Here is a 20,204-nt window from a genome sequence, read left to right on the forward strand (position 1 = left end):
GGCCTCCCTCGGTGGCGGCGGACCCGGCGGCGTCCGCGGGCCCGCCCGCCGGCGGCCTGCGCGTGACCGGCATCTCCAAGAGCTTCGGCGGCGTCCGGGCCCTGCGGGGCGTCGGCCTGGACTTCCCCGCCGGCACGGTCACCGCGCTCATGGGCGAGAACGGCGCCGGTAAGTCGACCCTGCTGAAGATCGTCTGCGGCGACCACCCGCCGGACTCCGGCACGGTCGAGGTGGACGGGGCGCCGCTCCGGCTCCGCTCCCCCGCCGACGCCCGGCGGGCGGGCATCCGGCTCATCCCCCAGGAGCCGGAGATCGTCCCCCACCTCACCGTCGCCGAGAACGTCTACCTCGGAGCCCTGCCCACCCGCGGCGCCCGCCGCTTCGACCGGGCGGCCCTGCGCCGCCGGCTCCTGGACGACCTCGTCCGCATCGGCTTCGACCAGGTCCTCGACGCGGACACCCCGGGCATCGGGCTGACCCCGGCCCAGCGGCAACTCGTCGAAATCCTGCGGGCGTTGACGGGTGACGCCAAGGTCGTCGCGTTCGACGAGCCCACCTCCTCCCTCTCCGAGCACGAGGTGGAGGCCCTGTTCGCGCTGATCCGCCGACTGCGCGCGCGGGGCATCGCCGTCATCTACGTCTCCCACCGCATGCGGGAGATCTTCAGGCTCGCCGACCGGGTGGCCGTACTGCGCGACGGGGCCCTGGCCGGCACCCTCGACGCCGCGGCCACCGACGAGGCGCAGATCGTACGGATGATGGTCGGCCGGGACCTCTCGGCGGTCCCGGCCCGCGACCGCGTGCCCACCGGCCGGATCGTCCTCGACGTCCGCGGCCTCACCACCGACGACGTACGCGGCATCAGCCTCCGGGTCCGGGCGGGGGAAGTGGTCGCGCTGGCCGGACTGGTCGGCGCCGGGCGCTCCGAACTGGCCCGGGCCCTGATCGGCGACCTCCCCCTGCGCGCCGGCACGGTCTCGGTCCTCGGCGAGGAGCTGCGGCTGCGACGGCCCTCCGACGCGATCCGCGCGGGCATCGGGCTCGCCCCGGAGGAACGCAAGGAACAGGCCCTGTTCCTCGACCGGTCGGTCCGCGACAACATCTCCCTCGTCGTCCTGGAACGCCTGCGCCGACTGCGTTTCGTACGCCGGGCGGCCGAGCGGGAACTCGCGCGCGAGTACGGCGGCCGGCTGCGGATCCGTACGCCCTCCACGGAACAGGCCGTGCGCACGCTGTCGGGCGGCAACCAGCAGAAGGTGGTCCTCGCCCGCTGGCTGGCCCGCCGGCCCCGGGTGCTGATCCTGGACGAACCGACGCGCGGGGTGGACGTCGGCGCCAAGGCCGAGATCCACCGCATCATCGCCGAGCTGGCCCGCGCCGGTGTGGCGCTCCTGGTCATCTCCTCCGAGCTGCCGGAGGTACTGGGCCTCGCCGACCGGGTGCTCGTCATGCAGGGAGGCCGGATCACGGGCGAGCTCGACCGGGCCGCGGCCACGGAGGAGGCGGTCCTCGCCCTGGCCATGGCCGACGACCTGACCACGACCGCGCCCGCACCGCAGCACACGCCGACGCCGACGCCGACCGACGGAGGGCTCACATGAACGCGAACGCGGCGGCCACGGGCGACCAGGTGTCCGGGGGCGCCGGTGCGCCCCCGCACGCACCGGCGCCGGAGTCGGAACCGGGCGCCGCACCGGGGGCGGGGCGCCGGCTGGGCACGGCCGTCGGCGCCCTCGGCGGCCAGAACCTCGGGCTCGTCGCCGCCCTGGTCCTGGTCCTGCTCCTCTTCGGCTGGCTCAACCCCGCCTATGCGACCTGGGCCAACTTCAAGGTCATCGGCGACGCAGTGACCATCTCCGGCCTGCTGGCCCTCGTCCAGACCGTCGTCGTCATCTGCGGCGCGCTGGACATCTCCATCGGCTCCCAGGTCGGCCTGGCCTCGGTCGTCTCGGCCATGGTCTACACGTCCACCGGATCCAGCGCCCCGCTCGGCATCGCCGCCGCCCTCGGGACCGGCCTGCTCGCCGGGCTGCTCAACGGCGCGGTCATCGTGTACGGCCGGGTCAACCCGGTCATCGCCACCCTGGCCACCCTCGCCGCGTACAAGGGCGTCGCCCAGCTCCTCTCCAACGGGGCGGCCCAGGGCTACGTCAGCAACGACGACGTCTTCGTCTTCCTCGCGAACGGCTCGGTCGCCGGGACCCCCGTGCTGCTGTGGATCCTCGCCGCGGTCACGCTCGCCGTCCACCTGCTGCTGAAGTCCACCGACATCGGCCGCAACATCTACGCGATCGGAGGCAACGACACGGCCGCCCGCCTCGCCGGCATCCACATCAACAAGTACCTGATCGCCGTGTACGGCCTGGCCGGTGTCGTCGCCGCGATCGCCGGGGTGCTGCTCACCGCCCGGACCGGATTCGGGCACCCCGTGTCCGGCAGCGAGGGCCTCGAACTGAAGGCGATCACCGCCGCGGCCCTCGGCGGCTGCCTCCTGGCGGGCGGCAAGGGCGGCGTCGGCGGCACCCTGCTCGCCGTCACCCTGCTCGGAGCCCTGGACAACGGGCTGACCGTGCAGGGCGTGAACCCCTTCTGGCAGAACGTCGCCCAGGGCGCCCTGCTCGTGGCCGCGGTGGTGATCCAGAAGCGCCGCGCCCGGGAGCGGGCGGTGGGGCTGCCCACCTGAACGGCCGGCCCACGCGAACGACCGCCCCGCCCGCCCGTCGCGCCCCGGGAGGCGGGGCGTTGACGGAGGCGGTACCCGGACCCCCACGATGCCCGGGTACCGCCTCCGCGCATCCGCTTCCGCGTCCGCGTCCCTGCCGCCGGCCCGGGTACCGGCCCCGGCTCCGCTCCGGTGCGAGCGGGCCGCGAGCCGTGTTCGAGGCATTCCCCGGTCGAGCCCGAACGGTGCCTGATCTCCCCGCGAGCTCCGGCCCAGGCGCGCGCAAGTCGCGCGCGAGCGCGCCTGGTTACCTTTCGAAGACCGACGGCACATCCCGTACGCCCCCGGATCCTTCCCGTCCACGAAGTCCGTACGAGCCAGATGCCCTGCTGACGCAGGGGGAGATGAGAGCGAATGAACCCCGAGCGCACCCTGGTGCTCGTCGGTGGAACCGACGAGACCGTGCGGAAGGCCCACGACCTGGGACTGAGCGTGCTGCTGCTCCAACACCCCACCAAGGTCAGCGAGGAGCAGAACAGGCTCGCCGCCGCCGTCGAGGTCGTGGACTTCACGGACTGGTCGCTGGTCGAGCCCCTGGTGCGGGCCTGGCACGAGAGCCCCGGCTTCGCTGCGGCCCTCTCCCTGACCGAGCCCGGACTGGAGAACGCGGGTCGGATCAACGACCTGTACGACCTCGGGGGAACCGGCTACGAGGTGACCGCCCGGATCCGCGACAAGGCCGCCATGCGGCGGTACGTGGCCGAGCACGACCCCGCGCACGCCGTCGGTGCCCGCTCCCTGCGTGCCCGCGAGGACCTGGACGCCTTCGGGGCCGCGTACGGCTTCCCCTTCATCGTCAAGCCCGTCGACGCGACGGCGAGCATCGGTGTCCAGCGGGTCGCGGGACCCGAGGACGCCGACCGGGTCTGGGACGAGGTGGTCCGGCTCTCCGGCACCCGGACCGACCGCGTCTCCTCGCTGTTCGTCCTGCAGGACTTCCTGATGGAGGAGTTCCTGGACGGACCCGAGTTCAGCGTCGAGTCCTTCAGCTTCGCGGGCCGCCACGTGATCGTCACGATCACGGAGAAGTTCACCTCGGACGGCCACTTCGCCGAGCTCGGCCACGCCGTCCCGGCCCGGCTGTCCGCGGCCGACGAGGACGCGGCGCGCGACGCGGTGCGCGGCTTCCTGGACGTGATGGGCATGCGCGACGGGGTCTGCCACACCGAGGTGCGCCTCACCGCCAAGGGCCCGCGCGTGATCGAGGGCCACAACCGGATCGCCGGTGACGCCATCCCCGAGCTGGTGCAGAGCGCCTTCGGCATCGACCTGAGCACGCTCGCGCTCGCCCACCCCTTCGGCCTGGCCGAGGAGCTGCCCGACCGGCCCCGGGCCCGCGGGGGCGCCGCCGTGCGCACCCTGGTCGGTACGCCGGGCACCCGTGTGGAGTCCGTCGCCGGGGTCGAGGAGGCGCGTGCCGCGCAGGGCGTCATCGACGTCCGTGTCAGTGCCCGGCCCGGCGACGACGTACGGCCGCTGAAGGACAACTGGGACCGGCTCGGCCTGATCGCCGTCTCCGCCGGGGACACCACGGCGGCGATACGCCGCGGCGCCGAGGTGATACGGGAACACATCCGCATCACCCTCGCGCAGCCGGACGGGGAGACCGTCCTCGCGCGGCCGGCCGAGGTCAAGCGGCGGGAGAACCTGCTGATCCTGCACCGCAATCCGCTGGAGCCGTTCCCGTTCCGGTCCTGGCTGCCGGAGCACACCGGCGACATCGTCGTCCTCGCCTCCCGCGAGAAGATCGAACTCGCCGGTGAGAAGGTGCCCGACGGCGACCTCGGCTACACCCGCCTGGAGATCTTCGACGACTTCGACGCGGACGAGGTCGACGCCCGCGCGCTCGAACTGGCCGCCGCGCACGAGATCACCGGGGTGACGGCGCTGCACGAGGCGGACATGCTGCGGGCCGCGCGGCTGCGCGAGCGGTTCGGGCTGCCGGGCGCCTGGTACGGCGACGTCCTGCCGTTCCGCGACAAGGCGCTGATGAAGACGCGCGCGCAGGCGGCGGGCATCGAGGTCGCGGCCTGGCTGCAGCCGCGCACCGCCGACGAGGCACGGACGTTCGCGGCGGCCGAGGGCTTCCCGGTCGTGTTCAAGGAGCGTCAGGGCTTCAACGCGATCGGCCTGCGCATCCTGCAGGACGAGGCGTCCTTCGAGGAGTGCCTGACGGAGGTGTACGGCGCGGGCGAGCGGGACGACGTCCTGCTGGAGGACTACGTCCCGGGCCGCATGTGCCACGTGGACGGTCTGGTGGCGGACGGGCGGGTCGCGATGGCCTGGCCGTCGCAGTACCAGTACGACCTGTCCTCCTTCGCCTCCGACGCGGGCCCGCGCATCGACCTCACCCTCGACGCGGACGACCCGATCACCCCGCGCCTGCTCGATCTCTCCGAGCAGGTCCTGGCCGCGCTCGCCCCCGAGGGTTCCCGGCTGCGCGACTACGCCTTCCACATGGAGGTCTTCCACACCCCGGACGACCGGCTGGTGCTGTGCGAGATCGCCTGCCGGCCCGGTGGCGCGAAGATCCGCGAGGTCTTCGGGACGCTGTTCGACGTGCACCTCGGCGAGTACGCGGTGCGGGCCGACGCCGGCCACGAGCTCCACGCTGCCGTACGGCAGCGCGCCGAGTCCGGTGAGCTGCCCGCGCCACGGTGCATGGCGGGACAGATGCTCCTGATGAAGCAGCCGGGTCTGGTGCGCTCCCTGCCGCCGCTGCCGGAGGAGCCGTGGCTCGCCGGGTTCTGGTTGTACGCCGAGGAGGGCCAGGTCATCGCGCCGGCTTCGGGTTCCTCCGACTTCCTCGCCGCCGCGGTGGGCACCGCGCCGAACCGCACGGAGTGCGAGCGCCGTCTGCGTGAGCTCGGGGTGTGGGTGCGCGAGCACAGCGAGATCGGGGACGCGCCATGACCGGAGCCCGCCTGTCGGCGAAGACGCGCTACATGCTGGGCATGGTGGTCGACGCCACCGGAGCCGGCATGTACCTGCCCCTCTCCCTGCTGTACTTCCACCACGTCACCGGGCTCCCGCTCACCCGGGTCGGCACCCTGATGACCGCCGCCGCCGTGATCGGGCTGGTCAGYAATCCGGCGGCCGGCGTCCTCATCGACCGGTTCGGGGCCCGGGCCGTGGTCACCGGCGGATACCTGCTGCGGGCGGCCGGGTTCTGTACGTACCCGTTGGTGGACAACGGCGTCAGCATGTTCGCCGTGATCCTCCTGGTCGCGCTCGGCGACACCTCGTACCCGCCGGCGATCCAGTCCTTCATCGCCGAATTCGTCCGGGGCACGGAGCGGGACAGGCTGCTCGCCGCCCAGCGCAGTCTGCGCAACGCCGGTCTGGGTGTGGGCGGTCTGATCGCGGGTGCGGTCCTCGCCCTGGGCAGTGACGCCTTCTACTACGTGATCGTGTTCTGCACGGCCGCGGGGTACGTGCTGGCCGCCGTGTGCTTCGGCTCCATCCCGATTCCCAGGACGGCACCGGACTCCGCGGCCCCCCGGGTCTCCCGCAAGGGCGGCTACCGGCTCGTGGCCCGCAACCGGCCCTTCCTCGCCCTGACCCTGCTCAACGTGCCGACGGCGTTCGGCTACACGGTGCTGGCCGTCGGCATCCCGGCGTACGTCACCCAGGACCTGGGGGCGTCGACCTCGCTGGTGGGCGTCCTGTACGCGGTCAACACGGTCGGGATCGCGCTCCTGCAGATCCCGGTCACCCGGGCGCTCGTCGCCTTCCGCCGCACCCGTGCGGTGGCGCTGGGCGCGGCGGTGTTCGCCTCGTCGTTCGTGGTGTTCGCGGCGCTCGCCGGGGTCGGCGACAAGTCGGTCGTCCTGGTCGGGGTGTTCGTGGCGACGGCCCTGTTCACGGCGGGCGAGCTGATGCACGGCGCCACGGCGTCGGCGTTGTGCGCGCAGGCGGCCCCGGAGGAGACCCGGGGCCGTCACCTCGCCGTCTACCAGCTCTCGTGGGCGGTGCCCAGTGCCCTCGCGCCGGCCGTGCTGACGGCCCTGCTCACCCTGTCGCCGACGGCGATGTGGGTGGTGCTCGCGGCGGGCGCGACCGTCTCGGCCCTGGGAGTCCTTCGTCTGGAGCCCAGGCTGCCGCAGGAGGCGGTCCACCCGCGTCCGCGCCCGGAGCCTCAGCCTCAACCGGAGCCGCAGCCGGCGCCGGGTCCCTCCGCGGAGCCGGCCCGGACCTGACCCCTCACGGCCCTGCCGGCCGTGGCGGCCCTGCCGCCCGAGACCCCGCTCAAGCCGTGACGCCACGGCTGGGGCGGGGTCTCGGCGTGTCCGCACCCTCCGGCGGACCGGCCGGGGGGGGTAGCCCCACCCCGGGGCCGGGCGGTAGCCGGATCGTCCGGGGACTCCGCGTGCGGACATGCTGGGCCCGGCGCGTATGCCGGTTTCCCGACGATTACACAGGAGTTGAGCCATGCGTGAACAGTCAGGGCAGGATCACCGTTGCGGCAGTCGGCGGAGCGGTCGGCGCGCGGCCCTCCCGGCCCTGGCCGCGGTGGCCGTCGCCGTTCTGGCGGCGGGTGCCCTGGCCCAGCCCGCGGCCTTCGCCGCCACCCGCCCCGACAGCGTCCAGCAGGGCCTGACCGCGCTGGTGAGCGCCGACGGCATGCCCGGTGTGCTCGCGAGCGTCAAGGACCGCGAGGGGCACACCCGTACGTACACGGCGGGAGTGGGTGACCTCGCCACCGGAGCGGCGGTGCCCAGGAACGGACAGGTGCGGATCGGCAGCAACACCAAGGCGTTCACGGCGGTGGTCGTACTGCAGCTGGTCGGCGAGGGGAAGATCGGCCTCGACGACCTGGTCGACACCCATCTGCCGGGCCTGGTCCGCGGCGAGGGCATCGACGGGAACCACATCACGGTCCGTCAACTCCTGCAGCACACGAGTGGGCTGCCCGACTACCTCAACGACGTTCCCCGGCCCAGGCCCTACGACCCGCGCGAGCTCCTCGGCTTCGCCCTGCGGCACAAGGCCGTCTTCGCCCCCGGGACGAACTGGGGGTACAGCAACACCAACTACGTGCTGGCCGGCATGATCGTCGAGAAGGTCACCGGCCACGCCCTGGCCGAGGAAGTGGAGCGGCGCGTCATCCGGCGCGCCGGACTGCGCCACACCTACTTCCCCGCCCCCGGCGACACGGGCATCCGCGAACCCCATCCCCAGGGCTACGACCGCGAATCGCCGGGCGCGCCCCTGCGCGACGTCACCGAGATGGACCCCTCCTGGGCCTGGGCGGCAGGTCAGATGATCTCCACCAACTCCGACCTCAACCGGTTCTACACGGCGCTCCTGTCCGGCCGGCTCCTCCCGGACGCCCAGCTCGCCCAGATGCGCACCACCGTTCCCGCCGAGTACTTCGGCCACGGCGCGCGCTACGGACTGGGCCTCGTCAGCAAGCCGCTGTCGTGCGGCGGGGTCTACTGGGGCCACGGCGGCAGCTTCCCGGGGTACGAGACCCGGGGCGGGGTCAGGGAGGACGGCCGCGCGGCCGCCGACATCGCGGTGACCATCCAGCCGACCGACAAGGCCGCCATGGAGCACGTCGAGGACGTGGTCGACACGGCCCTGTGCGGCTGAGCCGCGCCTCCCGGGGCGCGCGGGGGCCTCAGTCACCGTTCGCGGAGAAGTGCTGGTAGTCCGGGTCGGACCAGCGGGCTCCCCAGGACCAGCCCACCGCCTCGAAGGCCCTGGTGACGGCGTCGTCCGCGCGGATCACTCCGGGACCCGCCCGGTCGCGGTCGAGGTGGGGCCGCCCGTTCGGCGGGTGGCTCGTGCCGTAGCGGTCGACGTACGGGTTCTCGACGGGGTTGATGTCGACGGCGTCGCCCCAGGCGTGCCGCGAGAGCCGGGCCGGGTCGCCGGTGACCGGCCGGCAGTTGAAGGCGGAGGTGTTGTCGGCGGCCATGGCCCGCTCGTCGCTGCCGCCGTATTCGGCGGTGACGCGCATCCGGCGGATCGGGAACCGCTCCGCGAAGGCCTGGGCGAACACGCGGAGCACGGGGCCGACGGCGTCGCGGCGGACGATCAGCTCGCCCCTGTGGACCTTGCCGTCGAAGCCCCAGTGGTTCATCCGGACGAGCCGCAGCCGGTCCGGGGGTACGGGGCAGCCGGGCCGGTAGCCGGCGCCCAGTTTCCCGGCGGGAACGGCCGAGACGCCTGCCGAGAGTTCCGCCACCGGGTCCCCGGGGACCGCCCGGAACCCCGGGGCGGCCGCCTCCGGTACGTCGCGGGACGGCGTGGACGCGCAGAGCGCGACCGTCAGTGCCACGGCTGCGAAGCGGTAGCGCACCCGTCCACCGTAGACCCGCCCTCGCCGGTGGGCACGGCGGAGCGGGCGGGGTACGTCAGCTCGCCTTCCAGACGACCTCGGGCGCGGTGCCGGTCTCGTCGCTCGGCTTGCCGGCGTCGCGCTCGCCCTGGAAGCCGACGAACGCGGGCTGCACGTCCTCCGGGACCAGGTAGATCTCGCAGGTGGTGACGGACTTGCCGGCGGCCAGGCGCAGGTCGGCGTCGGAAGCCTCCTGGCAGGGCTCGAACTTGGCCCCCCACGCCGGGGCGAAGGTGTAGGCGCGCTTCGGGTCGGTGCCGTGCAGCAGCAGCTTGAAGTTGAAGCTCCCGGTGTCCACCTCGCCGCCCTTGTGGGTGTAGGTGGTGGTGACGTAGTAGGGGGTCTTGCCGTTCAGCAGTCCGACACCGAGCTTCTCCACCGCGGCCTTGTCCCCCTTGACCACCGACACCGGGGTGACGCTCAGCTGGGTCTTCTGGTTGTCGGGGAAGTGCGTCTCGGTCACGTCCGCCGCGGTCTTGAGGGCGAGCGGTGCGGCGAACGTCCCCTTCGACGCGGCGGCCGGGGCCCCGCCGCCGTCCGGGCCGCAGCCGGTGAGGGCGACGGCGGCCAGGGCGATCGGCGCGGCGGTACGGAGCAGGCGGTTGGTCAACACGATGTGGATCCCCCGAGGTTGATGACGTGGTGTGGCCGGCCGCTGTCCCGCGGCCATCGGCTCGGTGACCCTAACCCCCCGGATGATCACGGTTCACCACGCCTCTGTCACGGTCCTGTCCCAGGGGCACTCCCGGCGGGAGGAGCCGTTGGTGGCGGCCGGCGGGCGCGCCGCACCCCCGGGCTGCGGCGGGCGCGGGACGGGGTCATCATGGCGGGAGGGCGGGCCCGCGGGGCTGCCAGCGGGGCTGCCCGCGGGGCCCGGCACGGAGCGGAAGGGCACGTTCCCCTCAGGAGGCACCGCATGCAGCTGGACGACTCGCAGAGGGCCTGGGCCACGATCATCGGCGTCGTCGCCGTCATCCTCGCGGACATCGCCGCGATCGTCCTCATGAACACCGTCGGGCGGTGACCCCGGATCCGGGCGGGGCGCGTCAGGTGGAGCTGTGCGATACGACCTCGTCGTCCAGGTCGTCCAGGTCGTCCCGACGGCCGGTCGGCCGTAGCCTTTCATGGCCCCGGGGGGTGTGGCGGTCCGCCGTACCTCCCGGGGCCGGCCGTACGGTGCGCTGCGGGTCTACTCGCGGGCTGGCTACCGTCAAGTCTTGTACCTGAATGAGCGGTTGCCGCCGCACCGTCGGGATCGCGGTGGGGTCCGGGATCGTTTCGGGCTCCGGTCACCACTTGTCGTGGCAGTTCCAGTGCCCCTTCACCCAGTGGGTGCTCTGGTGGCCGGGGACCCAGTGCTTCTCCCACCAGCCGTGGCTCTTCCATCCGGGATGCCAGCGGCCGTCGTGGTCCCTGTAGCCGGGGTGCCACTTGCCCTCGTGCCACTTCTTCTCGTAGTGCCCCCTGATCCAGATCTTGCTCCAGTGGCCGCGCTCCCACGTGCAGCGGTCGTGACGGTTCCCTTGATCGTGGTTGCCGTCGCGGTTGTTGTCGTGGTTGGCGTAGCCGTTGCTGTTGCCGTCGTAGTTGCCGTAGCGGTTGCCGTCGTGACGGCCCTCTCCGCTGTTGTCGCCGTTGCCGTTGCCGTTGTGGTCATGGTCGTCGGTGAGGACGGAGCTGACGGACGAGGCGGGGGTGGGCGACGTCGGCGCCGCTGCGGCCGAGGCGGATCCGGCGGCTCCGAGGGCCGCGCCCCCGGCCAGCAGGCCCGTCGTGGCCACGCCGACGGCCAGATGCCGGAAGCGGGTGGGAAGGTTCATGGAGCTCATCTCCTGCACGGCGCGGATTCCGGTTGCCTCGGGGATTCGTCGCCACTCCCGCGAAGGATGGGTAAAATTCATATAAATATGCAGAAATTGTACATTTCAATTGCCGTGTCGGGAAGTGGAATCTTCAATGGACCCAGCGCCGCCCGGGTCCGGTCCCGGGCCCCTTTAGTGTGTCCCCGTGACCGAACCAGCCCCGCACCTGCGCACGACCGCGGACGCCTACGACGCGCTCGCCGTCGTCTACACCGATTTCGCCCGTGACGCGCTCGACGGCCTCCCGCTGGACCGCTCGGTCATCGCCGCGTTCGCCGAACTCGCACGGACCACCGGGTCCGGATCCGGCTCCGCGTCCGTCGCCGAACTGGGTTGTGGACCTGGACATGTGACGGACCATCTGCGGCGCCTGGGACTCGACGCGTTCGGGATCGACCTTTCGCCGGCGCTGATCGCACTCGCCCGCCAGGAGTACCCCGGCCTGCGGTTCGACGTCGGTTCGATGGACGCCCTGGACCTGGCCGACGGCGTACTCGACGGCGTCCTTTCCTGGTACTCGGTCATCCACGCCCCGCCGGGGCACGTCCCGGCCTATCTCGCCGAGTTCCGTCGCGTGCTGACCGCGGGGGGCGCCCTGCTCCTCGCCTTCTTCGAGTCCGAGGGCGGCCCGGTGGAGGCGTTCGACCACAAGGTGACGACGGCCTACCGCTGGCCGGTCGACGCCCTCGCGGCGCTGGCCGGCGAGGCCGGGTTCGTGGAGGTCGGCCGCATGCTGCGCGAGCCGTGCGAAGGCGAACGGTTCCGGCGGGGTCATCTCTTGATGCGGGCGCGGTAGGGACGGACGGCCCGGGGGCGTCACACGCTCCCGCCGCCTCGGCGCCACGGCCGCGGTGGCTGCCCGGCCCGGTCCGCGACGCCCCTGCCCTCGGCGCCGGCGGGCTCCGCGGTCATGCGGACGGCATACGCGTACACCGCCCGGGCCTGTGCGGCGACGGCGACGGGGGCCCGTCGGGCCGTCAGGTGCCGGGGGCCCGGTGCCAGTCCACCGCCCCGGTGCCCAGGGTGATCGTGGCGCGGGGCCACATGGGTTCGTCGCCCCGGCGGGCGAGCAGGACGACGTGGTCCACCCGCGCCTGCATGCCGTCCAGGCGTGCGGCGCACTCCGCGGCCAGGCCGCGCGGGTCCCGGGCGGCGCGACCGAGTGACAGGTGCGGGGTGAAGCGGGGGAACCGGCCGCGGCACGAGGGGAACGGCTCCACCAGAGCGTTCTGGAGCGCCGTCCAGGGGGCCAGGCCGGCTGCCGCCGGATCCAGCCACACCGTGGCGTACGCGCGGTGCCTGAACGTACGCACTCCACTGAGGCGGATGGCGAAGGGCTCCCGCTCGGCGGCCACCGCGCCCAGCAGCGGGGCCGCGGCCGCGAAGTCGCTCTCCGGGACGAAGCCGAAGATCAGGTTGACGTGCGGTGGCCAGCGGCGGATCTGGGGGTCGTGCTCGGCCCGGATGCCCTGGATGGGGGGCCACAGCGCGGGAGGAGGGAGCCAGGCGACGGCGGTCCGGGACGTGGGAGCCACCCGGAGGGAGCCCGGGACACCGGTTCCGCCGCCGGCCGTCGCGGAGGAGTTCACCCCGTCATCATGCCCGGGCGGGGGACGGGGGCTCCCCCGGCGCGCGGCGGCCGGTGGTGGGCGGACCGTACGGCGATGGTGGGGGTTCGCCCGGTCACGGCCGCGTCGCGTCCACCTCACGTCACGGAACCGCCACAACCCCGGGCCCCGGAGAACCGGGCGGGGCCCGGTGGCGTGTCCGACCACGCGTGCCGGTGTGGAACCGGTCGTGGACCTCGGGGAGCGCTCATGCAGTACACGACAGGCGTCGGCCGGACCGCAGCGGTGCTGGCGGCGGCGGTGACGGTCACGGCCTTGATGACGGGCTGCACGCCCACCGGCGAGGACGGCGCGGTCGCCAAGCCGTCGTCGCCGTCGTCGCCGGGGTCGGTGTCGGCGCCCTCGACCCCGTCGGCACCGTCCGCGACGCCCAAGGGTCCGGCGCCGGCCGAGCCGAAGCCGGCCGGCGGTACCTCCTCCGGCGGTGCCGGTGGCACCGGCGCCGCCGGAGGGGCCAAGGCCTGCACGATCGGGCAGGTCAAGGTCTCCGACGCGCACCAGGCCGACGTCCGGCCGCCGGGTACGGGAACGGGTGCCGCCATCGTCTCGGTGACCAACACCTCGACCCACCCCTGCACGGTCCAGGGGTTCCCGACGGTCGCCGGAGCCGGCAACGGCTCGCCCGACCACAACCTCCCGCTGGCCACCACCCACAGCGGTCCGGCCACCGTGGTGTCCCTGGCCCCGGGCGCCCGTGCCTGGACCAAGCTCACCTTCGTCAACGTCCAGGGCGAGGCCGACGGCTACTGCGTGTCCGGCGCCACGCCCGCCACCTTCCCCACGATCGTCCTGGGCGTCCCCGCCGCGGGCTCGCACCAGATCGCCATGGACGACGGCATCTTCGCGGAGTGCGACAACAAGGTGACCGTCACCGCCTTCTCCTCCGCCCGCCCGTCCTGACGGCCACGGCCGGTGGCCCGCCGGCGCCTACGGGGCGGCGGTGGCCTCCACGTACTTCCTGACCAGCTCGTAGGAGCGGAGGCGGTCGCCGAGGTCGTAAACGGGCGTGGTGAGCATCAGCTCGTCCGCGCCCGTCTCGCGCGCCAGTGCGGCGAGCCGTCCCACGACGGTCTCGGGCGTCCCGACGGCCTGCTGTGCCCGGAAGTGGGCCAGCGCCTGCCGCTCCTCCCCCGTGAACGGGTGCGCTGCGGCGGCCGCCGGGGTGGGGAACGGCAGGTCGCTCACCCCCTTGAGGAGCCCGGCCTTGACGACGTCCATCGGTCCGACGCGCCACGCGGCCTCCTCTTCCGTCTCGGCGCACACGGTCTCCACGCACAGCAGCACGCGCGGCCGCTCGCACCAGCGGGACGGGGTGAACTCCGCGCGGTAACGCTCCAGGACCGCCCGGGTGTTGTCCGGCCGGATGTGGTGCGCCACGGCCACCGGCAGACCGAGTTCCGCGGCGAGGGCTGCGCCCGCCGTGCTGGAGGCCAGCAGCCACGGCTCCGGCAGCGGGCCCAGGGCGACCTCGTCCACCAGGAAGGACAGGGTGGCGGCCACGTCGTCGCGGTACTCCGCGTCGGTGACCGGCCCGGCTCCGCGGCGCAGTGCCCGTGCGATGCCCTCGTCGAAGGTCCCGGGCCCGCGGCCGATGCCCAGGTCGATGCGGTCCTCGTGCAGGGCCGCCAGCGTTCCGAACTGCTCCGCGAGCATGATGGGGGCGTGGTTGGGGGCCAGCACGCCCCCGGAGCCGAGACGGACGGCCGAGGTCGAGGCGGCAGCGTGCGCGATCAGCACGACCGGCGGGAACGCTCCGATCGCGGGCGAATGGTGGTGCTCGGCGTACCAGAGGCGGTGGTAGCCCAGTTGTTCGATTCCCTGAGCGAAGGCCGCGGTGTCCCGCAGGGTGTCAAGGGCGCGGGAGTCCGTCTGGACCATCGCGACTTCCAGCGCTGAAAGAGGTATGTCGAGCATGACGTCAGCATAGGGATCGCACGTCCTGTTACCGGATCGGTGATCACTTTCGCGCCACCGGTCCGGACGGGCCTGACGGTCCGGCGGGCCACCTGCGGTACCGCTCGTTTCCGGCCGTCCGGGGTACGACACAGGCCACAGGTCCGGGCGTGCCCCGGTCGGGCGTACGGACGGTGCCAGACTGGGCGCGTCCGTACGTTCCGCGGCGTTCCGCGTTTCCCCGGAGGTGGCACGGCGTGGCGTTCGAGGCCGAGGAGTCCTTCCCCGTCATGCGGCCCGCGGTGCGGGAGACGTACGGGCCCGCGGACCTGAGCGGGGCTCCGGTCTTCGCCGGCGGGTTCATCAACTTCGGCTACTGGAACGGCATCGACCTGACGGCCCCGCTCGGCGAGGCGGAGCGGATCCGCAGCCAGCAGGACCTCTACCGACGGGTCCTCGACGCCGCCGGGCCGCTGGAGCGGCTGCGGGTCCTCGAAGTGGGCTGCGGGCTCGGCATGGGCTGTGCGCTGGCCCTGCGCGAGCACCATCCCGCCGGGGTCACCGGCATGGACATCCACCCCGCCCAGTTGCGGCGGGCCCGGGAGGCGCACGCGGGCCTCCTGGACGAAGCACCGGAACGGCTGAGATTCGTACGGGGCGCGGCGGAGCGGATGCCCTTCGCGGACGGCGAGTTCGATGCCGTCGTCAGCGTGGAGGCCGCGCAGCACTTCCCGGACCTGGCCGCCTTCGCCGCGGAGACGGCGCGCGTGCTGCGTCCGGGCGGACGGGTCGCCGTCGCCAGCTTCTTCACGACGGACGACGCGCAGGCCCCGGACGAGGAACTGGCCCTGCTGCTGGACACCTACGCGAACGGACTGGACATCGCCCGCCCGGTGTCCGCCCTCACCGACGCGCTCACGGCGTCGGGGCTCGCGGGGGCGCGGGCCGAGTCGATCGGCCACCGGGTCTGGGCCGGCTGGGACGCCTGGCTGTCCCGGCTGTGGGCACCGGACACCTGGCCGCGCAACTTCCTGAAGGCGTACGAGCGGCGGATCCTCGACTACTACGTCATCACGGCCCGCCACCCGTAGGCGACCGCGCCGACCGGCCCGGTGGGCATCCGTCGGGTGCGTCGGCCGAGGGGAGGTAAGCGGGGGCCGTGCGGCGGCGTGTCGGGAGAGGCCCGGGAGCGGCTGCGCCACGGTGGAGCCCCTGGCCCCGACCCCCGCGAAAGGCGCGCCGTGACTCCCGAGCCCCGCCCCCTGGACACCCACCGACGCAGGCTGCTGCTGGCCGTCGGCACCACCGCCCTCACCGGTCTGGCATCGGCGTGTGCCGGAAGGCGGGAGGGCACGGCGGAGGCGGCCGCCGGCCGGGCCGCCGCCGTACGGGCCGTCACACCGAACCCGTCCGGCCCGCCGCCGTCCTGCGTCCTCGCCGCCGAGACCGGGGAGGGCCCGTACTACACCCCGAAGAGCCAGATCCGCTCCGACGTAACGGAGGACCGCCAAGGCGTCCCGCTGCGGCTGGACCTGCAGATCGTACGGGCCGCCAAGGGGTGCGCCCCGCTGGCGGAGGCGGCGGTGGACATCTGGCACGCCGATGCCTCCGGCCTGTACTCGCAGCGCGGCGCCACCTATCTGCGCGGCACCCAGACCACCGACGCGGACGGCCGCGTGTCGTTCCGCACCATCGTGCCGGGCTGGTACGCACACATCGCCCCGCACGTGCACTTCAAGGTCCGCCCCGGGCACCGCACCGCGGTCTCCTCCCAGCTGTTCCTGCCCGAGGAGCTGCTCAACGCGGTGTACGCGGGCGATCCCTACTCCCGCCGCAAGGCCCCCGCGCACCCCAACACCCGCGACGACCGGTTCGCGTCCAAGGGCGCCCAGCTGACGCTGAACCCGGTGCGGGACGGCGCCGGTTACCGGGCTTCGTTCGTCATCGGCATCGTCTGACCGACAGCGCGTCCGCCACCGTGACCGCGGGGCGTCCGGGCGGGTGCGCGGGGTCGCCCGTACGGAGCGCCCGGCGTGCCGGAGCGCCGCGGCGCGCGCACGCTGGGGGCATGCCCGATCGCCTGCACGTCGTCGTCCATCCGGTCGCTCCGGGGGGTGGCCGGGCGGTGGTCGCGCACGTGCACGGCGAGGACCGCCCGCTCGGCATGGCGCACTCCCTCGCCGACGTGGTCGAGATGTTCCGCGCGGCCGGTCTGGAGACCGCCGTGGGGTGGCCGCCGATCCGCTGGCTGGGCGGGGCACCCGACGAGTGGGGCTAGCCGGCCGTGGCCGGGGGGATCAGCGGCGGTGTGCGGGGAAGAGCACGTCCGCAGCGTGCCGGGTGTCCGCGTACTCGCGCACCGCGGCGATCCGCCCGTCGCGGACGGTGAACACCCCGGCGCAGCGGTTGGCGTAGGCGGCGCCGTCGACCGTGGTCGCCGTCGAGGTCCATTCGGCGAGGACCTGGTCGCCGTCCGCGAAGGCGTGGGTCAGCTCGATCACGGTGGTGCCGGGCCGGATCAGCGGGCCGACGGAGCCGAGGAAGTCCTCCAGGATGGCGGTGCGGCCCTCGTAGGTGCCGGATATCGGCAGGTCGCCGGGGTAGGTCCAGGTGGCGTCGTGCGCGAAGCTGTCGCGGATGGCGGGGAGGTCGCCGTCGCGGACCGCTTCGACGTATCGGGTGACGACGGCCTTGGGGTCGGTGCCGGTCATGGGGAGCTCCGTTCGGTGGCTGTGTCCCGCGGTCCGTCGGACCGCTCTGGTCACAGCTCATCGCACGGGCTCCCGTAGATCCAACAACCGTCCGACCAGCTCGACAACCGGACGTTGTCGCCGCCGGTGGAGGCCGTGTCCGTGCGGGCGGGAAGGGCCCGCCGGCCGTCCTGGGAGCAGGACGGGGCGCCCGCCGCCGCGGGCGCCCCGTGCACCGGCCTCCGGTCAGCGCGTGGCGAGCAGCTGCAGCGTGTCGATCACGCGGTTGGAGAAGCCCCACTCGTTGTCGTACCAGGCGACGACCTTGACGTGGCGGCCCTCGACGCGGGTCAGCTCCGAGTCGAAGATCGACGAGGCCGGGTTGCCCGTGATGTCGGAGGAGACGAGCGGGTCCTGCGAGTACTCCAGCACGCCGGCGAGCGGGCCCTGCGCCGCGGCACGGTACGCCTCCAGCACCTGCTCGCGCGTCACGTCGCGGGCGACGGTCGTGTTGAGCTCGACGATCGACCCGACGGGCACCGGCACGCGGATCGAGTCGCCGGACAGCTTGCCGTCGAGGTTCGGCAGAACGAGGCCGATCGCCTTGGCGGCGCCCGTCGTGGTCGGCACGATGTTGACGGCGGCGGCGCGGGCGCGGCGGGCGTCGCGGTGCGGGCCGTCCTGGAGGTTCTGCTCCTGCGTGTAGGCGTGCACCGTGGTCATGAAGCCGTGCTCGATGCCCGYGAGGTCGTCGAGGACCGCGGCCAGGGGGGCGAGCGCGTTGGTGGTGCAGGAGGCGTTCGAGACGATCGTGTGCAGATCCGGGTCGTACGCGTCGGTGTTCACCCCGAAGGCGAGCGTGACGTCGGCGCCGTCCGCCGGCGCGCTGACCAGCACCTTCTTCGCACCCGCGTCGAGGTGGGCACGGGCCGCCTTGGCCGAGGTGAAGCGACCGGTGGCCTCCAGCACGATGTCGACGCCGAGCTCCGCCCACGGCAGGTTCGCCGGCTCGCGCTCGGCCAGCACCGTGATGCGACGGCCGTCGACGACGAGGACGTTCCCCTCGACGGTCACCGGGCGGCCGAGCCGGCCCGACGTGGTGTCGTAGGCGAGCAGCCGCGCCAGGGTGGCGGGCTCGGTGAGGTCGTTGACGGCGACGACATCGAGGTCGCTGTCGCGTTCGAGCAGCGCGCGCAGCACGTTGCGTCCGATGCGGCCGAATCCGTTGATGGCGATGCGAGTCATGAGGCGTGTCCTTTCGGGTTCGCCACCAGGTTCCCCCGCTGGTCGCGGCCGTGACAGCGGCGGGATTGCCACGGTCCGCAAGGATCGCGCCACAAGGGGGTGGCACGCGGCTATTCGCCCCGGGTGAAGGTGCGCCGGTACTCGCTCGGCGTGGTGCCGAGGATCCGCTGGAAGTGCAGCCGCAGGTTGGATCCGGTCCCGAGGCCGACGTCGGCGGCGACCTGCTCGACGCTGCGCTCCGATCGCTCCAGCAGCTCACGGGCCAGGTCCACGCGGGCACGCATGACCCACTGCATCGGCGTGTACCCCGTGTCCTCGGCGAAGCGGCGCGAGAAGGTGCGCGCCGACACGGCGGCGTGCCGGGCGAGGATCTCCAGGGTGAGGGGCTCGCCGAGCCGGTGCAGTGCCCATTCGCGGGTGGCGGCGAACCGCTCGCCCAGCACCTCGGGCACGCTGCGGGGCACGTACTGTGCCTGGCCGCCACTGCGGTAGGGCGCGGCGACCAGACGCCGGGCGGCGTGGTTCGACGCGGCCACCCCGAGGTCGCCCCGCAGGACGTGCAGGCACAGGTCGATGCCCGAGGCGGCGCCGGCCGAGGTCAGCACGCTGCCCTCGTCCACGAACAGGACGTTCTCGTCGACCCGTACCAGCGGGCGTTTCGCCGCCAGGGCCCGCGCGTAGTGCCAGTGCGTCGTGGCGCGTTTCCCGTCGAGGAGTCCGGTGGCGGCGAGCGCGAAGGCACCGGTGGAGATGGCGGCGAGCCGCGCGCCGCGGGCGTGGGCCGCGATCAGCGCGTCGACGACGGCCCGCGGCGGGTCGTCGCGGTCGGGGAAGCGGTAGCCGGGGACGAAGACGATGTCGGCCCAGGCCAGTGCTTCGAGGCCGTGCGCGACGTAGTACGAGAGTCCGTCGCCGCCGGTCACCAGTCCGGGCGCCGCACCGCACACCCGTACCTCGTACGGCATGCTCGCGCGGGTCGAGAACACCTGCGCGGGAATGCCGACGTCGAGCGGCTTGGCCCCTTCGAGGACGAGGACGGCGACATGGTGCAGGCGGGAACGTGGCACGGGAAGGAGCGTACGCCAACGCAGCTTAGATGTTTATTGACTTCAAGGGATAGTCACGGATATATCCGCATTTGGCAACACGCGCCGGATGATCCACCTTTTGGCGAGCCGGGGGCGCCAGAGTGTGGCTCCTCGGCAGGACGCCGGGAACCGTTCGGAGCCCGTCCGGCTTTCAGGATGACCGGACCGGGCTGTCTGTTGAAGGGGTCATCTCCATGTCTGCTTCTCTCGCCACCCGCCGCCTGGTCGCCTCCCTGGTGGCCGCGGGCGCCCTCATCGGCGCGGCAGCCCTGCCGGCCGTCGCCGCCGACCACGGACGCGACCACAAGGGCCAGCGCTCCGCGGTCGTCATCGGCGGCGTCCAGTACGACAGCCCCAACCGCGACGTCCGCTCCAACCGCGCCCTGAACGGGGAGTGGGTCGAGGTCAAGAACACCGGCCGCCACAGCGTCAACCTGCGCGGCTTCACGCTGACCGACCGCGAGGGCAACCGCTACCGCTTCAGCGACTTCCGCCTGGACGGCCGCTCCAGCGTCAAGGTCCACACCGGCCAGGGCCGCAACACCCAGCGCGACCTCTACCAGGGCCGCCGCAAGCAGATCTGGGACAAGCGCGACACCGCCACCCTGCGCGACAGCCGCGGGAACGTGCTGGACACCCAGTCGTGGGGCCGCGGCGGCCGCCACAGCTGACCCGGACCGGCGGCCGCCCCCACAGGGGTGCTGAGCCGCCGGCCGTTGCCCCCGCGGCG

At 73.3% G+C, this 20,204-nt stretch carries 19 protein-coding genes; 11 read left to right on the forward strand and 8 right to left on the reverse strand.

Annotation, left to right across the window (positions count from 1 at the left end; all coding sequences use genetic code 11):
- The first annotated feature begins 11 nt into the window (after positions 1 to 11).
- The 5 genes from AB4039_RS10875 to AB4039_RS10895 all read left to right on the forward strand — a co-directional run bounded on the left by AB4039_RS10875 (position 12) and on the right by AB4039_RS10895 (position 8,317).
- Positions 12 to 1,601 (forward strand): sugar ABC transporter ATP-binding protein, encoded by a 1,590-nt coding sequence (locus AB4039_RS10875; RefSeq protein ID WP_442270588.1) that lies wholly within the window; start codon positions 12 to 14, stop codon positions 1,599 to 1,601.
- Complete coding sequence (locus AB4039_RS10880; protein ID WP_266844778.1) at positions 1,598 to 2,683, forward strand: ABC transporter permease; 1,086 nt, start codon at positions 1,598 to 1,600, stop codon at positions 2,681 to 2,683. Before AB4039_RS10875 ends, AB4039_RS10880 begins: the two co-directional genes overlap by 4 nt.
- Before the next feature lie 393 nt (positions 2,684 to 3,076).
- A complete protein-coding gene (locus AB4039_RS10885) occupies positions 3,077 to 5,635 on the forward strand; it encodes an ATP-grasp domain-containing protein (RefSeq protein WP_266844780.1) in 2,559 nt (852 codons plus the stop codon).
- Entirely contained in the window at positions 5,632 to 6,921 is a 1,290-nt protein-coding gene (locus AB4039_RS10890; RefSeq protein WP_266844782.1) for an MFS transporter, read from the forward strand. The genes AB4039_RS10885 and AB4039_RS10890 overlap by 4 nt, the downstream gene beginning before the upstream one ends.
- A 232-nt stretch (positions 6,922 to 7,153) precedes the next feature.
- Positions 7,154 to 8,317 (forward strand): serine hydrolase domain-containing protein, encoded by a 1,164-nt coding sequence (locus AB4039_RS10895; RefSeq protein ID WP_442270583.1) that lies wholly within the window; start codon positions 7,154 to 7,156, stop codon positions 8,315 to 8,317.
- Between the two features lie 28 nt (positions 8,318 to 8,345).
- Here the strand turns inward: AB4039_RS10895 and AB4039_RS10900 are convergent, their stop codons facing one another.
- The 3 genes from AB4039_RS10900 to AB4039_RS10910 form a co-directional block, all read right to left on the reverse strand.
- A complete protein-coding gene (locus tag AB4039_RS10900) occupies positions 8,346 to 9,029 on the reverse strand; it encodes a M15 family metallopeptidase (protein ID WP_266844785.1) in 684 nt (227 codons plus the stop codon).
- Positions 9,030 to 9,084: 55 nt separating this feature from the next.
- Positions 9,085 to 9,681 (reverse strand): hypothetical protein, encoded by a 597-nt coding sequence (locus AB4039_RS10905; RefSeq protein WP_266844786.1) that lies wholly within the window; start codon positions 9,679 to 9,681, stop codon positions 9,085 to 9,087.
- Positions 9,682 to 10,357: 676 nt separating this feature from the next.
- On the reverse strand, positions 10,358 to 10,888 hold the full coding sequence (locus AB4039_RS10910; protein ID WP_266844788.1) for a hypothetical protein: 531 nt from the start codon (positions 10,886 to 10,888) through the stop codon (positions 10,358 to 10,360).
- Positions 10,889 to 11,075: 187 nt separating this feature from the next.
- On the opposite strand from AB4039_RS10910, the gene AB4039_RS10915 reads away from it, so the two are divergent.
- On the forward strand, positions 11,076 to 11,726 hold the full coding sequence (locus tag AB4039_RS10915; protein ID WP_266844789.1) for a class I SAM-dependent methyltransferase: 651 nt from the start codon (positions 11,076 to 11,078) through the stop codon (positions 11,724 to 11,726).
- A gap of 181 nt (positions 11,727 to 11,907) precedes the next feature.
- Here AB4039_RS10915 and AB4039_RS10920 read toward each other — a convergent pair whose 3' ends face one another.
- Positions 11,908 to 12,519, reverse strand: a complete 612-nt coding sequence (locus AB4039_RS10920; protein WP_442270584.1) for a 2'-5' RNA ligase family protein — start codon at positions 12,517 to 12,519, stop codon at positions 11,908 to 11,910.
- Between the two features lie 228 nt (positions 12,520 to 12,747).
- Here AB4039_RS10920 and AB4039_RS10925 point away from each other — a divergent pair, with 228 nt between their 5' ends.
- Positions 12,748 to 13,458, forward strand: a complete 711-nt coding sequence (locus AB4039_RS10925) for a DUF4232 domain-containing protein (RefSeq protein WP_442270585.1) — start codon at positions 12,748 to 12,750, stop codon at positions 13,456 to 13,458.
- Positions 13,459 to 13,485: 27 nt separating this feature from the next.
- Here AB4039_RS10925 and AB4039_RS10930 read toward each other — a convergent pair whose 3' ends face one another.
- Positions 13,486 to 14,472: an MsnO8 family LLM class oxidoreductase gene (locus tag AB4039_RS10930; protein WP_266844792.1), complete on the reverse strand. Its 987-nt coding sequence runs from the start codon at positions 14,470 to 14,472 to the stop codon at positions 13,486 to 13,488.
- A 236-nt stretch (positions 14,473 to 14,708) separates the two neighbouring features.
- On the opposite strand from AB4039_RS10930, the gene AB4039_RS10935 reads away from it, so the two are divergent.
- From AB4039_RS10935 to AB4039_RS10945, 3 genes are all read left to right on the forward strand, one after another.
- Complete coding sequence (locus AB4039_RS10935) at positions 14,709 to 15,542, forward strand: class I SAM-dependent methyltransferase (protein WP_442270586.1); 834 nt, start codon at positions 14,709 to 14,711, stop codon at positions 15,540 to 15,542.
- 150 nt (positions 15,543 to 15,692) lie between these two features.
- Positions 15,693 to 16,409 (forward strand): dioxygenase family protein, encoded by a 717-nt coding sequence (locus AB4039_RS10940; protein ID WP_266844794.1) that lies wholly within the window; start codon positions 15,693 to 15,695, stop codon positions 16,407 to 16,409.
- A 110-nt stretch (positions 16,410 to 16,519) separates the two neighbouring features.
- The gene (locus tag AB4039_RS10945; RefSeq protein ID WP_266844795.1) at positions 16,520 to 16,729 is read left to right on the forward strand and encodes a hypothetical protein; all 210 of its coding nucleotides are present in this window, start codon (positions 16,520 to 16,522) and stop codon (positions 16,727 to 16,729) included.
- Positions 16,730 to 16,748: 19 nt separating this feature from the next.
- Here the strand turns inward: AB4039_RS10945 and AB4039_RS10950 are convergent, their stop codons facing one another.
- The 3 genes from AB4039_RS10950 to AB4039_RS10960 all read right to left on the reverse strand — a co-directional run bounded on the left by AB4039_RS10950 (position 16,749) and on the right by AB4039_RS10960 (position 19,453).
- Positions 16,749 to 17,162, reverse strand: coding sequence for a nuclear transport factor 2 family protein (locus AB4039_RS10950; protein ID WP_266844796.1), 414 nt, complete (start codon positions 17,160 to 17,162; stop codon positions 16,749 to 16,751).
- A gap of 225 nt (positions 17,163 to 17,387) precedes the next feature.
- Positions 17,388 to 18,386, reverse strand: a complete 999-nt coding sequence (gene gap, locus AB4039_RS10955; protein WP_442270587.1) for a type I glyceraldehyde-3-phosphate dehydrogenase — start codon at positions 18,384 to 18,386, stop codon at positions 17,388 to 17,390.
- Between the two features lie 110 nt (positions 18,387 to 18,496).
- Complete coding sequence (locus AB4039_RS10960) at positions 18,497 to 19,453, reverse strand: helix-turn-helix domain-containing protein (protein WP_266844799.1); 957 nt, start codon at positions 19,451 to 19,453, stop codon at positions 18,497 to 18,499.
- Positions 19,454 to 19,668: 215 nt separating this feature from the next.
- Between AB4039_RS10960 and AB4039_RS10965 the strand changes: the two genes are divergently transcribed.
- On the forward strand, positions 19,669 to 20,145 hold the full coding sequence (locus tag AB4039_RS10965) for a lamin tail domain-containing protein (protein ID WP_266844801.1): 477 nt from the start codon (positions 19,669 to 19,671) through the stop codon (positions 20,143 to 20,145).
- Positions 20,146 to 20,204: the final 59 nt, after the last annotated feature.

This window comes from Streptomyces sp. M-16 (genome assembly GCF_052114405.1).
Taxonomy (GTDB): domain Bacteria; phylum Actinomycetota; class Actinomycetes; order Streptomycetales; family Streptomycetaceae; genus Streptomyces.